Origin of the sequence: Pedobacter sp., from assembly GCF_035566355.1 — a bacterium.
Classification (GTDB): domain Bacteria; phylum Bacteroidota; class Bacteroidia; order Sphingobacteriales; family Sphingobacteriaceae; genus Pedobacter.
The window spans coordinates 1-15,193 of sequence record NZ_DATMRL010000024.1; the positions used below are offsets into that span (position 1 = coordinate 1).

The window sequence follows — 15,193 nt, forward strand, 5'->3', positions numbered from 1 at the left end:
TTCCATATCTTAATGCTTGAATAGAGCCATAATTACCTATGGTATTATAGCCCAGCCTCAGCCTCTTATTTACATCTGATGCTCCAGTGAGTTGCAACTGCAAATCATCACTTTGAACGTTTAATTTTGAAATAGGGCTTGTCGTTCCAATACCTACATTTCCTCCCTGCGTTTGCATAATTAAATTTCCCGGACCAATTCCCCCCTTGATCACCTGTAATAAACCATAATTTCCAGAAGTATTCACAAGACCTAAAAGCTGAACTTGTGAAGCGTTTCCGTCGGTAATACCGAAATCATAATCTGTAGAAGAAATCCCCGTTAAAGTGCCCGTAGATCTAATGGTTAACTTTTGCAAAGGGTTCAATAAACCAATGCCTACACTTCCATTCGCTGGAAATGTGTTTGTTTGGGCAGAAGAAGTGAAATAAAAGGATGTAAACGCAACAATTAAACTTAGCTTAATCTGTGTCATGTTATTTGATTTTAGATCTTAAATATTTTAATTCTTTATTGTGTTGTCTATTTTGAAGATCTGTTTGCTTCTTTAATTCTATAAGATGCAATGTGAGCTCTTCAATTTTCTGAAGTAACTTCTTATTCATCTCTCCTAAATCGATTCCTTCCGATTTTACTTCCGCAGCAGAAGGAATTCCAGGTAAATGACCTTTTTCTTTAATATGTTTTTCGGTTTCCTGAAGACTGACAAGTTTATAATCATCTTTAAACACGTAATCCGGCCAGGCTGATTTAAGCTGAACTTTTACAGATTCGGCAATCATATTACCCGCTACAGCAAGTTTATAACCCTTTGTATCGAGTGCCCCTACGCCTATATTACCTGCAAAGTAATTCGTTGCATTTCCATTTAAATAGACTGTACCTTCTTTAGAAATTCCATTAGAGTTCACATAGGAGTCCACGCCTGTCTTAAAGCTATGCGCAGGACCGTTTTCTTCCTGAAATGGCAACTGATTCGCAACCCCATCATATACTTTACAAATCGTTGAATACAAGGATTTATAATGGTAAGTTGTTCCGCCTCCTCTTAACCAAATAATGATGTTAAAACCAGCATTATTGCCAGTAGCATCTTTCCAGCCAGCAATGAAACTATTATTTGTTTGAGTAATATCGGCGTTAATAAATGCAGAGCCTTGCCCCCATCTTGTGGTATGAAAAGTAAATTTCGAAATAAAAGTACCTCTGTAAGTACTGTTTTCGTGAGTGTCAGATCTACCGATTTCTAGTTGAGAAGCTGCATGATTATTCCATCCTTCATCAGTCCATGTAGTAGGGTAGAATTTATCGAAATCCCCACCAACCGTGATACTTCCCGAAGTTTGCGATTTAGCCACAAAGGTGATCAGCAAAAGCATTAAAAGTATGGTTTGTCTCATTTTCTCTTTAGATGATTAACTTCAGTTTGTAATTTTTTAACATTGTTGTTCAGATCGATCATCTGTAGGGTCATCTCCTCTATTTTCTTCAGCAATCGGGCATTCATTTCCCCTAAATCGATTCCTTCTGATTTTACCTCCGCAGCAGAAGGTATTCCTGGCAAATGGCCTTTTTCTTTGATGTGTTTTTCGGTTTCCTGAAGACTTGTGAGTTTATACTCATCTTTAAACACGTAATCTGGCCAGGCTGATTTAAGCTGAACTTTTACAGATTCCGCAATCATATTACCCCCGACAGCAAGCTTATAGCCTCTTGGATCGGTTGTACCAATGGCCAAGTTTCCATTGGAGATATAATGGTTCCCATCACCAGTAACCATAAGATTTTTTGATGAGCTCAAGTTATTATCAAGAATCGACGGGGCTGAAAAACTCGGAATTGGTGTTCCTGCAGGCGCCACATTAACCTTAATTTGATTTAAGTCAATCACCTGCTCCACCTTATCCTGCAAATAAGTTAATTTAACTATGTAGGTAGAATAGTCCTTCACGTCAAGGTATACAGGGAGTGATTTGTTCACATAACCTCCTAGTGACGTGGTTAAATCTGAGGTCGGTCCAACCGATATTTTTGCATCGTGCCCTATCCCTGCCGACTCTACCAACTTAAGTGCGGGTGTTCCACTATTTGCCCCTTGCCCATAACCATTTTCAAGTATGTATTTCTCATAGCCAGTCTTATAAGACCGATTAAACAGCTCAATAATTACTAATCCCCCGGATTGCCAATGAAAGGAATTGTATCCAATTCTTGCAATTTCATACCGCATGGCTTGCTCGTTAACCGCACTCAAAGAATTTGTAACGGTTGTTCTGAGTCCGTTCTGGTCTGTCGAGCTTTGTGAAAATCCCTTGAAGCAGCAGGTCAGTAAAAAACAAATGGTTATTATCTTTTTCATAATTTATTCATTGATCATCTAATTAATTTCTGGGAGCAATACTAAACATCTTCAGTGCGACCACACTGCACTAAAGTTTTTTTTTGAAAAAAATTTTCGGCATCAGAAAATCTGGGCAATAAGAATCCCATCCCGAACGTATTCAGGTGGGCAACCTCGTTTAACTGCTCGTTAAGAGCGGTTTATATCAGGTTAGAAAAATAGTCCATGACCTGCGAAAACTCTATATTTAAAAAAAGCGTCAAAATAAGGGATCCTCTAATCGATCTTTTTATGATTTCTTTTACTAAGGCATCATTATATTTCTTATACGCGAAAAGAAAAAGTCCCTCTTCGGAATAGAAATATGTTTCCCGGAACCTATTGTAAGCAATAGGCGCATCCATGTAGTCCCTCATAAAATTTAATGTAAAAAAGAGCGTTCTGCGGGAAACCCCCAGCCGTTCTGCCAGAGCTTCTGGCGTTCCTGTTGATTTTTGACGGATTAATAAATCCAGAGTGATTACTCGTGTCAGATCAATTTTCATAATCGGAGCGATTTAAAATATTAAAAATTATTACTCATTTGAAACATTGGCAGATACATTGCGATCAAGATCACCCCAACCACCAGTCCTAAGAATATGATGATCAAAGGTTCCAGTAAACTGCTTAAAGTATTGGTTCTGTACTCTACTTCTTCAGTATACTGCATCGCTATTTTTTCAAAAAAATAGTCCATACGGTTCACCTCTTCTCCTACTTTGATCAGTTGGATCATTTTGGGGGGATAAAAAGGAAACGCAGACAAACTCTTATGAAGGGACTCTCCCTTTAATATATCTTGTTCTACACTTAATAAAGAAATTTCAATGGGATAGTAGTTGATCATTTGGCGTACAAGAGCAATTGACCTGAGGAGTGGTGTATCGGTACTGACTAACAAACGCATAGTGTTTGCAAAGCGTGCCAGGTAGACTTTTTTCACCAGGTCTCCTATAACAGGTAATTTCAATATAAGCCTTGAAGAGAGCTTCCTAAAAACATTGGTTTTCCGCTTAAAGAGATATAACAGTGTTCCAGCTGCAAAGAAAAGTAAAATCAGGAGAAAATAACGATCAAACCAGCCAGATATTTTAATAATTAATGCAGTGATCCAGGGCAATTTCCCACCAAATCTTAAAAATACATCTGCAAACATGGGAACAACAAACTTGATCATGAAAAACACGGCTCCCATAGAAGTGCAAAGAACAATGACCGGATAAGATACTGCGCTCACAATTTTCCGGCGTTGCTGGATCTTACTTTTATAATACCTGGCCAGATCTGTGAGTACCTCTCCGAGTTTACCTGTTTCTTCTCCTATCTTTAGGCTATAGTATTCATAATCACTAAATTTACCGGTCTCTTTTAAAGACTCAGACAAAGCAAGACCGGATAAAATCTGCTTTCTGATGCCTTCAAACAAAGATTTATCTTTAGCTTGTTCCTGATCTACCAGGATCAGATCTAATGCAGAGCGGAGATCGATACCAGACAGCAAGAGCGTGCTGAGCTCAAGATAGATACTCTCCTTCTTTTTATCGGGAACTTGTGCACTGCCAAAGCTGATTTCTTTATTCATAAAAGAAAAGAGGCCGGGGCTTTCTTTTACCGGAGCAACTGGTTTGTTTTTCTGATATCTGGAAATGTCTATTGAGGGCATAATTATTCAAATAAGTCGTTACTGCTGTATTTCTTGTTGTAGATATAGGGAATGTTGCGGCCTTCGGCCATTACTGTTATTTTAACCTGATCAATTCGGTCGCCGCTTTCTGCTTCCTTGTTTTCAAAGGAAGCGTTGCTGAGCTGTGCGTTTATTTTAAACGTGTCTGTTTTGAGGTCAAACTGGCTTCGCATCAGCCTTTCTTTATCAAAAACATAGACAATATGCCCCTGTTTAAGGAGCAGGTCCATACCGCTTTCCGTCTTTCTGATCTGGCTGGCAGAAAAGAAGTCCGTCCTGATCAACTGATCTGCAGTCATTAAATCTGCCATTTGATCTTGTTTGACTGAATAATCAAAATAGGACTTACTCACGATCCTGTAAATGGTATAGGTCATGGAAATAGCAATGGCTGAAATGAGCATTGCAATAGTAACTTCCATCAGCGTGAATGCAGGTAGGCGCTTATTCATGCGCATCCTCCTTATCCTTCTGAATAATGCGGTGATAGGTGCCTATATTTTTACCATTACGGCTAAAAGTTACCGTACACAGAAAAACATCAGCATAGCCGGCATAGGGCTCTGTTTTCTTCTCTATTTTTGTGCTGTCGGGAAGGACTGCACTATCCTGTTCCTTTTCTTCAAGACTGCTTTGAAAGTAATTTTCTGCTGTTGCGCGTAAATACTGCTGTTCTGCAGAGGGTGAAGACCGCACCACATTGGCATAGATCTGTGCGGCCATAACGAATACGATTAAGATGATGACCATAGCTACAATGACTTCAAGCAAGGTAGAGGCCTGTAATTTTTGCAGTTTTAGTTTAGCCATTTGAGTATTTGCGTATTGGTTTGGTTTGCTTTGATCAGAAATGAACTCAAATAGTATCGGCTCAGGGATTTACGGTCAAGAGAAATGTCTATCAGGTAGTTTTCGTATAAAGTTGCGGGGGTCTGCATAATAAAGCGCTTGGCATAGACCTTTCCTTGTACCCTTACTGGCTTTTCAAATTTGATATAGCCTGTTGCATAAACCTCTCCTTTAACCAGGCAGTCTTTATCTATAGAAATTAAGGTTTGCAACTCACTTCTTTCCTTTTCATAACTCAGCAGGGTACCATAAAAGCGGCTTCCTTCGCCGAGTTTTATCTTTGACTGAGACGTCCCCTTCTCTGGTTTGAGAACTCCTGCAAACGAGGGGTAACCAAGAACACTATGCTTGCCGATGATAATGGAATCTCTTGCAAATAACTGGCAGGTTCCTTTGAATCCTTCTTCTATGAGGATTGCGGGTGCAAAAACTTGTATGTCCTGAAGTTGCACATCCCGGCCAATGGAAAGGATGGAATCTGAAATTAAGACCAGATGTCCTTTAAGGATCTTGTTGTCCAGCCTTTCTTTTCCTCCTTTTAAATGGTACACCTTAAGGGGTTCAAAAAAGGAATTGTTTACAGAATCTCCGGCGGGAATGGGCAGTCCTTCTTTAGTCATAAACCAGCGGCTTAAGCTGTCTATGATGGGCTGATCAAGCGCTGGCAAGGCTCTGCTGCTGTCTTTGATCTTTCCTTTAATAAGTTCTTTTCCTTCATAGCCTTTTCCATCTACGTAGGCTTGCTTCAAGCCCGATTTGGGGAGTTCACCGTTACCGATAATTTGGGTGCTCCCACTAAGGGAAAGCGGACGATCTTCATCTGCCAGGTACAAAGCAGACTGATCTTCAAAAACACTCCCAGTTAGAAAGCTTTGTTTAAGGGTATCGGTCTGCTCAAAAGCCTTAACTGTATTTAAGTCAAAAACACCCCATTTCGTTTTACCAAGTTCCAGGCTGTCTTTTCCTTCTCCATATAGATCCAGCCGATGTAGCGTATCTGATGCGATATAATTCTTTGACAACAACAAATTCATTCCTGAAGTGACGTTATATTGGAGCCGTTCCAATCTCAGTTTCTTTTGTTGCCCAAGCCGGTAATAAAAGGCAACCGTCAGTAAGGATACAGAAATCATGGCCACCAGTATGGACACAATAATTACAATATAGAGAGCGGCGGCCTTAACCATTATTTATGGCGTTTAAACAAGTTTTTAATAAATTTTGGAACGATGCCTTTTCTGACTGTATCAGGATGCAGAACCTTGCTGCTATCCATAATTTTTACCGTCCTGATTTTTAAAGAATCATTTTTATAATGGCCTGTTTGGCTAAGTTTCCCCTGATGATCGTACTTCCGGTAGATTCCATTCTTTTGACCATCACTCCAGTTGCATTCTTCTTTCAGGAGGCCTTTTTCGTCCCAGCTTTTCCACGACCCTTGTTTTAACCCTTTTGAAAACCAGCCTGCTTCTTTAAGATTTTTATTGGCGTAGAAATCTTCGTAGTAACCATTCAATAATTTACCGCTATAACCACCCTGGCTGGACTGAATGCTCTGACCAGAAAACCAGTAATACTGAAGATTGCTGAATGCCCGGACATTTGGGGAAGGCTTCACATACGCAACTATGGTGTGGTCTGTATAGTTTACAATTACCTTATGGGTAATCAGATCTTTGATAGCCGTTTGCGCATCTGCAGCTGTATAGGCCAACAGATTAAAGAGCAGTAATGTAGAGATCGGTAATTTTTTTGATGTCATTGTTTGATGTATTTTTGTTTTCCCTGCCAGCTGAGCAGTACAGAGTCTCTTTGATTTTTTAAAAGTTTTACCCCTTCGAACACTTCACCTTCTGCCATCATCCGCTCCTTTCCGTTAACCGACAGGATCGATACTATTCGTTTACTTACGGGGTTGATGATCCGTCCGGAATATTGAATACCACTCCAGTTTAGCGGTGGAGGGATTACAACAGGTGCTTTTATGACCGGAACAGAGGGCATATCAGATTTTTCAGTTTTCGAAGCAGGAGCTGCAGTGCCCAGAAAGGGATCCCGGTAATTTAAAACAAGTTTGAAAGTGTCGGTCTTTACGGTGTATTTGTCATAAGGCTCATGATCTGTTTTAACCGCCGTGGATGGAAAAATGTCCTGATCTTCTTTTTCCTTAAAGAAGATCTTATACAAAATAATACCCCATACCCCTGCCACCGCGCAGAGTAATAGATAGGTAAGTTTCTTATTTTTTACCTGTTGCATGGATTTACTGTATTACAAAGCTTCTTGATTCACCTTTGGCACTGGTATTACCAGCGTCGTCTACCGCCTTCACTTCCCAGGAGATTTTTTCACCGCTGGTTCCCTGGTTGAACACATAGGACAAGCCTGTCAGGGTTAAGGGGAAAGTGCTGTTGTAGGCATTGTTGGAATCTCCTTTATAGACGTATAAAATGTATTTTTTTGCGTCGGCAGAGGCGTTCCATTTTAAGGTAACAGGATTGGAAACCGTGGAATTATTGGATGGACTACTGAGCACAACAACTGGTGGTGGTGTGGCATCAAAACTGAGGTTTTGTACCACAGACCATTTTGATTCCAGTGTGCCGCTGAGCGCTTTAATTCTCCATTGATAGAGCTTATCCTTAGGCAAGGAAACAGAGTAACTGACATTTGGAGTGGTTTTATCCAAAAATAAAGAAGCGGCATTGTCAAATCCGTTTCCAGTGGTATCGATCTGGATTTTATAGCTATCGGCACCAAAAAGCTTCAACCAATTGAATACTGCATTGGCCTGATTGGTCACGGTGTTGTTGGCCGGAGAAACCAGTTGAACTTGTTGCTCTGTTATGGAAGTTGGATAAATGGTCAAGTTCGCTGTTGTATAGCCGGTTTGACTGCTGCCGTTTTCTGCTCTGACCCTCCATTGGTAAGTTCCGGGATCGAGCGTGTATTTATATTTATTGGTTTTAATGAGTGTATCAATAATCAGTTTATTGATCTGATCAAAACCCGGCGATACCACCTGGAGCCGGTAGTAGAGCGCATCTTCTGTGGTTTCCCACCAGAAGGTTTGGGTGTAGTCTTTTGTTTCAGTATTGCTTGCAGGTGCCAGTAGTATGACCTTGCTGTCTTCAATAGAAGGTTCTATAAATTCTTTGCAGCCTGGCCCGATTAAACATAACAGCAGAAAAAGGATGTAATTGCGTTGCCTCATAAAAATAATTGCGATTAATTTTGGGCCAATGTAAAACAACTCAGTGCAACCACACTGCACTCTGGAATTATTTTAAAATATTTTTTACGGGGGATTTTTAGTAAAAAACAGCCTTTAAACTACACAAAAGCCATAATTCTAAAAAACCTGAGCCCGACCATCTTTACAGACGCCGGGCTCAGGTTTAATGAACAGCCGTGTAACCATTGGCAAAGAGCCAAATATTAACGACCATTCAACAATTATTTCTTTATTTCATATCCTTAACGGATTGCATTTTCCCTTCTTTGATCACTATTAAGGGTGCAAATAAATTTGCAAGGTCTTTAAGTGGATCTGCGGCAAGCACCAGTAAGTCTGCCCGCATCCCTTCTCTGATTAGTCCGCGATCTTTCAGGCCCGTAGCCAAAGCACTGTAATAAGTAGCACTTTGCAGAATTTCTGCAGTACTCATACCGCAGCTATCGGCCAGTACTTTCATTTCGCCTAAAAGAGGAACGTCGCCTTCTTTTTCCGGATAAACCCAATCTGTTCCAGTAACGATCTTTACGCCCAGTTCATGTGCCCTTCTGGTTACAATAAATGCATTGTTCATTTTGTTATTACTGGCATGAAATACGGTAGGGTCTAAAAAGATATCTTTCTTTTTCATTTCAACAAGTTGCTTATCCAGAACAGGCATACTTAGCTTGATACCTTTATAGGCTTTTGCCCAGGCATCAGAGATGTTGATCGTATCGCCGGGTAGCTGGTCGAAAGAAAAGTCATGGCTATGGGACATGCTGTTTACACCAGCCCGGATCGCATCAGAAGGTTTGACAGGAAAAACGGCTGCATGACTCCAGGCTTGTAAGCCCTGTAAATGTGCCTCCTTTGTAATTTCTGCGATTTGCTTTGCACTCAGATCTGCATATATTTTTATACCTGAAGCCCCTGCACCTTTTGCCTGGGCGATGGCCAGTTTAATATTGGTATTTGGGGTAATGGCGCAATACCATGGTGTTGTACCCAGATAACGCCTTTCAGGGCCCTTTGCACCTCTTTTATAGAGATCAAAATAGGATTGCCCGGCAAACTGGGCTGCATAGAATATGGCAGGAGCCTGAATTTGCTGTAGTTCGCTGGCTCTTTGGTAGATGGCCAGAGTTGGCGCGTCGCCGGCCATATCCCTTACTGTAGTGATGCCATGTTTAATCATATTAGACAACATGGGTTCCATTCTGGCACTGGTTTGTTCAGGTGTTTGTATCCCTGCAGTAGCCAGATGAATATGTGCATCAAATAAACCTGGGGTGATGTATTTCCCCGTACAGTCAATTTCTCTGGAAATACCCTCAGGCAAAGCTTCGTCTGCTTTGCAGATCCTGGAGATTAGTCCATTTTGAATAATGATGGTGCCTTTAAAAGGGGTATGTGTAGCTATTCCATCCAGTAGAGTTGCATTTTTCAATGCGACCTTCTCCACCACTTCCCGGTTGGCTTTTTGCCGGGCCGGTTGGGCAATAGTACTCAGGCTTATTATGCAAAAACATAAACCTGCAAATAGTTTTTTTGTCATGAATTGTGTGTTTCAGCAAAAGTAGACAAAATAAAGAGGAACAAAAACCTGCCGATTTTATAACAAGAGCGCTTCCTTTGAAAAAAGGAAGCGCTCTTGTTATTCATCTTCTTATTTCAGCGTAACTTCAGCCAGGACTGGAAAATGGTCTGACACGAATTTTCCATGATAGGTATCGGTTAGAATTCCCCATCTGCTGGCGGTAAAACCTTTGGTTACAAAAATATGGTCTATGATCTCGTAGCCATTGAGGTCTTTACCCCATGCATTGAAGGAAGAATTGTTCACATAAGGATTCTTCACTTGTGTATAGGTATCTGTCAATACACCAGAATTGGCCAGGGTCAGGTACCAGTCGCTTTTCTGCCCTCCATTTAAATCGCCTGTAAAAACCGCTGGAGTCTGACCTGCAATTTCTTTGATCTTTTTTACCACAAGTTTACCGCTTTCTATACGGGCAATCTTTCCCTGGTGATCAAAATGGGCATTGAAATAATAGAATTTTTTACCTGTTTTGATGTCCTGCAGCTGTACCCAACTGCAGATCCGGTTACAGCAGGTTGCGTCCCAACCCAGGCCTGGTTTATCTGGTGTTTCAGATAACCAGAAATCGCCTTTACCCAGTAATTTAAACTTGTCTTTTCTATAGAAAACTGCAGAATGCTCTCCCCCATCTTTGCCATCATCGCGTCCTAATCCGTAGTGTTCATATTCCGGCAGGAATTTAGCCAAATCATTGATTTGATTTTTTAGACCTTCCTGAGTTCCAAAAACGTCGAACTGGTGGAAACGAAGCAGGTTAGCCGCCACCGGGCCTCTTTGTTCCCAGCGGTTGCCTTCATCGCCCGAATTGTCATACCGGAGGTTAAAGGTACCAATAATGAGTTGTTGTGCCTGTACGGACATACTTGCGGCTGCAAATAATGCGGAAAATATCAAATGTTTAATCTTCATATTATAAGGTGTGTGTTGTTTTAATCAATTTATAAATTCTACCATCCCGGGTTTTGCCCCAGCTTGGGGTTAAATAAACGGTCCGATTCCGGTATGGGATAAAGATAGTTTTTTTGTTCAAAAATGCGCTTGGTTGTACTTAACCAGGTCAGCTCTCCGGAGGTATCATTGGACAGCCGCTGTGGGTTGGGGCCACCGTTAATGGTTGGTGCAACGTTAATATAATTTACACCTGCGACCGGGTTGGCTGGCATCACCTGGTAGAAACACACATCGGGCTTGCCATCTTCATTGAGGTCCATGGGTACATTTAGTGCAGGTACATAAAACCCGTTCCATACCTTGGTCATCAGGTCTCCTTTCTTCCAACGTACAATATCATCAAAACGCAGGCCCTCTAAAGACAATTCGATACCGCGTTCTCTTCTGATTTCCAGCAAGGATGCATCTGAGATGCCAGGAAAATATACCGTTTGTAAATAAGGGTCGGCTGTTACGGGTTTGTTGCTCAGCCCTCCTGTAATACCTGCTCTTTGACGCAGTGCACCTATGGTCTTTGTCCAGTCTGCATCTGTAAAGCTGCCGAGTTCTGCCTTGGCTTCTGCATAGTTCAGCAAGATTTCTGCATAACGCATCAGTGGTATAGAATTGATGTTTTGACCGCCTCCATCATATTTGGTATCATCCAGAACATATTTTATAGGCTGGTAACCGGTATAGGTATACGAGAATATTGGAGGGGCAGCTTCTAAAGCACCTCCGTTGATTCTTTTATAATCACCCATTCTGATGGTTTGCTGCAGTCTTTTATCTCTTCCTTTAACTTCGTCTTTGAAAACGAGGGTCTGGTAGCCGGAACGGTTGGTGAATGGTGTCCCGTCTATATTCAGATAGGTGTTGATGAACATCCTGGTAAAACTGATCCTCGCTCCATAAGTAGCACTGGTCCACCACCAGTTGGCATCGTTATATACCGACAGGTTGGCATCCGTTACCGCAGCCAGCATGACCTCGGTGGCTACCGGTGCGGTGCTGATGAACAAGTTCCGGTAAGCCAGATCACCGCCACTGGTATTTAGGGCAAAACCGCCTTCGGTCATGACCTTTTGTGCAGCATCTGCAGATTCTCTGAGCCATTGTTCGGAACTTCCAGTCAAACCAGCTTCATCATGATATTTGCGGTAAGTTCCTTCATACAAACACACTCTGGATTTAAAACCAAGGGCCACATATTTGGTGATGAGTGACCGGGAATTGTCATTGATGCGACTGATGTTGGTACAGGCATAGTTCAAATCGGCCAGTACAGAATCCATCACTAATGACCGCTTATCTCGGGCTTTGTACAGGTCCGGATCATCGACCTTAAAGGTTTTGTTGATCCAGGGCACATCTCCAAACCTTCTTACCTTGGTATAATAAAAATAAGCCCTGAAAAACCTGGCCAGTGCATTGTACTGAAGCCTTACTGCAGCAGAAACTTTATTGTTGTTGTTATTTTCAAGAAAGTAATTGATGTTTCTCAAACCATCCCAGTCCCAGCCATTGCTCTGGCGCGGCCCGTATGCGCCATCAACCAGGAAATCTGGCGCCTGGCTCCTGGCTGCGTAATCAGACATTTCGTCTTTTTTGTGGGCGTCTGATGCGGAAGGCAGTAATTTATAAAAGGAATTGGCATACAGTTCCAGTCCTTTTTCGCTTCCGAAAACGGCCTCCTTTGTAGCGGTATCCTGTGGTACCTGATCTAGTTTTTTACAGCCGTTCAGCACAACTGCCAATGCGGTTAAAACAAAAAAGAATCTTCTCATCTTTATATTTTCTAGTATACTTTTCATTGTTTTCTTGCTTAAGGATTAAAAGGTTGCAGATAAGCCCAGACTATAACTTTTCAGGATCGGGTAGTTATTGCCGTTGCCCGAATTGTCCTTATCATCCGGATAAATGATCCTATCAGATTTACCGATATTTTCAATATCCAGATCCTTCGTTATTTTATACAGTGGCGACCAGCTCCATAAATTTTCCCCGGTCAGGAAAACCCGCACACTGCTCAAGCCTGCTTTTTTAAGGAAGGTCTGTGGTAGGTTATAACCAATCTGCAAGTTTTTCATCCGGATATAGGCCACATTCTGCAGATATTTAGTTTGTACCTGAGCTAAAGTTGCTGATCCGTTCTGAGCAATATACCCTCTGTATCTTGGGAAATAAGCATCTGGGTTTTCCGGTGACCAGATATTGCCCAATTGAGATTGAGGGATTTTATTGTAAGGACGGTTGTACTGGCCCCAGAATGTGCCGTTTTCAGAACCCGGGTACCAATCCATTTTACCTACTCCCTGGAAGAAAGTACTAAAGAAAAAGCCTTTCCAATCGGCTCCTAAGGAAATGCCATAAGTATAACGTGGTGTAGAATTACCTATGATTTTTCTATCCCCTGGGTTTCCTACGGTTTTATCTCCGTCGTTGATAACACCATCACCATTCAGATCAGCAAACTTAATATCTCCTGGAAGGATCTTACCTGTGTTTGAAGATTTATACAAGATCTGTTTTGGAGTATTGGGATCTGCAATGCTTGCTGCTGTATAGTAACCATCGGTTACAAAACCCCAGATCTCTCCGACTGTTTGCCCTGCATAGTAATCCGATAACTTCTGCTCCGGGTTGTTGAATTTCAGGATCTTTGCCGTATAATCGGCAAGGGTTAAACGCAGGGTGTAGTTCAGTGGTTTTGATCCGACTTCAAATTTGTCATTCCAGGTAATGGTCGCTTCCCAGCCTGTTGTTTTCAGATCTGCATAGTTTCCTTTTGGGACATCAGTTCCAAATACTTTTGGAAGTGTCATTCCTGTAGTAAACATATCGGTAGTTTTACGGATATAGGCGTCGCCACTAAAATTAAGGCGGTTATTCAGGAAAGCGATATCCAATCCAAGGTTCTGGGTGGTAGAAGTTTCCCAGGTTAAACCATCAGGTATTACGCCAGGTTGTTCAGTTTGCTGTGGCCGCACGCCACTTAACACTTTGTCAGATTGTGTAATCTTCAGTTTCTCCTGGAAAGCATAGGAAGCGATATTTCCATTTCCTAAAGAACCATAGGAGGCCCTGATTTTTACATCAGTAATCGCATTGGGATTGATCTTCCAGAAAGGCTCTTTACTCAACCTCCATCCTGCAGATACCGAAGGGAAGAAAGCATAACGCTGATCAGAGGGGAATTTGGATGATCCGTCATAACGGCCGTTGAGCTCTACCAGATAACGATCTTTAAAAGCATAATTTAAACGGTAAAAACCACCGTTGATAGCCCATTGCTCATAACCACCCCCTGTTGTTATCGACTGCCCAAGTGCGAGGTTAATGTCTTTCGCATCTTCGAAGATCAGACCATTACGCACCACTTCCAAACGCTTATAGGTAGATTGCTCATAGTTATACCCCGCAAGTACCTTTAAATAATGATTTTTGTTGACCAGTTTTGGCTCATATTCTGCATAAACGTTGGTGGCCAGATAATTGGTTGTTCTGTACAATTGCTGTAAATCATTGTAGTTGGAGCCAACATATTCAATGACCCCTGGTTTACGGCTGTAGGGTACCGGAACACGGGTTCTGCTTTCATTATTATTGGTATTCTGAAAAGTAAAATCTCCTTTAACCCTGAACTGGTCATTGAAGAATTTACTGCTAAATCCGGTGGTATTGCGAAATACCTTAGGTGCCATGTCAATTCCGTTCTTTCCGTAGTAAAAATCTCCTACGGTATAGGCAGCAGAATAAGACAATGTTCCATCAGGATTAAACATAGGTGCTACATTATGTCCTTCATCGGCAATATTTCTCCAGATCCCGCCGCCCTCACCCACATTGACTGGGTTATGGTATTTGGATGCGGAGTAATCTGCATTATTGTAAATTTTCAACCAGGGATAAAGTTCTAATGACCCTTTTGCGCGAACGTTATACATCTGATAGTCATCAGAATTGTAGCGAAACAGTCCTGACTGACGGAATGATCTGCCTGACAAATAGAAATCTGCTTTTCCGCTGCTTCCGGATACGGATAGGTTTTGGTCTGTTGCAGAATTGTGGTCTTTGTACAGTTCATGGTACCAGTCGGTGTTGTCGTAGTATACATATTCTCCGTTGGCATTGACCTCGTATTTGGGTAGGGATGGATCCAGCGATCTGCGTTTCAGCTCGGCAAGATAGGCTGGCGAGAATTTAACGGTTTTGTTGATGTTTTGCGGCGTTTGGGAATAATCGTTCCATGCAGACCAGGCATCATTGAACATACTGGCAAAGGTATATCCGTCTGTTACGTATTTAGGTACTGTTGTAGGAGATTTAACAGACTGTGTGATGGAATAATTTACAGAGGTTCTTTCCTTGGAAGGACTCTTGGTCGTAATCAGGACGACACCAAAAGCACCTCTGGCTCCGTAAATCGCTGCAGAAGCCGCGTCTTTGAGCACGGTAACACTGGCAATATCATTAGGATTGATCCGCGAGGGATCTCCTTCTACACCGTCTACTAAGACCAGGGCATTT

General features: G+C 41.8%; 15 protein-coding genes. All 15 read right to left on the reverse strand.

The window, feature by feature from the left end:
• The coding region (locus tag VNZ46_RS00810; protein ID WP_325558160.1) for a hypothetical protein at positions 1–475 on the reverse strand (475 nt) is incomplete at its 3' end.
• Between the two features lies 1 nt (position 476).
• Positions 477–1,400: a hypothetical protein gene (locus VNZ46_RS00815; protein ID WP_325558161.1), complete on the reverse strand. Its 924-nt coding sequence runs from the start codon at positions 1,398–1,400 to the stop codon at positions 477–479.
• Positions 1,397–2,359, reverse strand: a complete 963-nt coding sequence (locus VNZ46_RS00820; RefSeq protein WP_325558162.1) for a hypothetical protein — start codon at positions 2,357–2,359, stop codon at positions 1,397–1,399. Before VNZ46_RS00820 ends, VNZ46_RS00815 begins: the two co-directional genes overlap by 4 nt.
• 182 nt (positions 2,360–2,541) lie before the next feature.
• Positions 2,542–2,886: a hypothetical protein gene (locus VNZ46_RS00825; protein ID WP_325558163.1), complete on the reverse strand. Its 345-nt coding sequence runs from the start codon at positions 2,884–2,886 to the stop codon at positions 2,542–2,544.
• A gap of 20 nt (positions 2,887–2,906) precedes the next feature.
• Positions 2,907–4,046, reverse strand: a complete 1,140-nt coding sequence (locus VNZ46_RS00830; protein WP_325558164.1) for a type II secretion system F family protein — start codon at positions 4,044–4,046, stop codon at positions 2,907–2,909.
• A 2-nt stretch (positions 4,047–4,048) separates the two neighbouring features.
• Positions 4,049–4,519, reverse strand: a complete 471-nt coding sequence (locus VNZ46_RS00835) for a PulJ/GspJ family protein (RefSeq protein ID WP_325558165.1) — start codon at positions 4,517–4,519, stop codon at positions 4,049–4,051.
• Positions 4,512–4,877, reverse strand: coding sequence for a type II secretion system protein (locus VNZ46_RS00840; protein ID WP_325558166.1), 366 nt, complete (start codon positions 4,875–4,877; stop codon positions 4,512–4,514). The genes VNZ46_RS00835 and VNZ46_RS00840 overlap by 8 nt, the downstream gene beginning before the upstream one ends.
• The gene (locus VNZ46_RS00845; protein ID WP_325558167.1) at positions 4,865–6,103 is read right to left on the reverse strand and encodes a hypothetical protein; all 1,239 of its coding nucleotides are present in this window, start codon (positions 6,101–6,103) and stop codon (positions 4,865–4,867) included. The genes VNZ46_RS00840 and VNZ46_RS00845 overlap by 13 nt, the downstream gene beginning before the upstream one ends.
• Positions 6,103–6,678, reverse strand: a complete 576-nt coding sequence (locus VNZ46_RS00850; RefSeq protein WP_325558168.1) for a hypothetical protein — start codon at positions 6,676–6,678, stop codon at positions 6,103–6,105. Before VNZ46_RS00850 ends, VNZ46_RS00845 begins: the two co-directional genes overlap by 1 nt.
• Positions 6,675–7,175 (reverse strand): hypothetical protein, encoded by a 501-nt coding sequence (locus VNZ46_RS00855; protein ID WP_325558169.1) that lies wholly within the window; start codon positions 7,173–7,175, stop codon positions 6,675–6,677. Before VNZ46_RS00855 ends, VNZ46_RS00850 begins: the two co-directional genes overlap by 4 nt.
• Positions 7,176–7,179: 4 nt before the next feature.
• Positions 7,180–8,130 (reverse strand): hypothetical protein, encoded by a 951-nt coding sequence (locus tag VNZ46_RS00860; protein WP_325558170.1) that lies wholly within the window; start codon positions 8,128–8,130, stop codon positions 7,180–7,182.
• A gap of 250 nt (positions 8,131–8,380) precedes the next feature.
• A complete protein-coding gene (locus VNZ46_RS00865) occupies positions 8,381–9,688 on the reverse strand; it encodes an amidohydrolase family protein (protein ID WP_325558171.1) in 1,308 nt (435 codons plus the stop codon).
• 111 nt (positions 9,689–9,799) lie between these two features.
• The gene (locus VNZ46_RS00870) at positions 9,800–10,642 is read right to left on the reverse strand and encodes an endonuclease/exonuclease/phosphatase family protein (RefSeq protein ID WP_325558172.1); all 843 of its coding nucleotides are present in this window, start codon (positions 10,640–10,642) and stop codon (positions 9,800–9,802) included.
• Between the two features lie 38 nt (positions 10,643–10,680).
• A complete protein-coding gene (locus VNZ46_RS00875) occupies positions 10,681–12,450 on the reverse strand; it encodes a RagB/SusD family nutrient uptake outer membrane protein (RefSeq protein ID WP_325558173.1) in 1,770 nt (589 codons plus the stop codon).
• A gap of 45 nt (positions 12,451–12,495) precedes the next feature.
• Positions 12,496–15,193 (reverse strand): SusC/RagA family TonB-linked outer membrane protein (locus VNZ46_RS00880; RefSeq protein ID WP_325558174.1); only part of this gene is annotated, 2,698 nt, incomplete at its 5' end.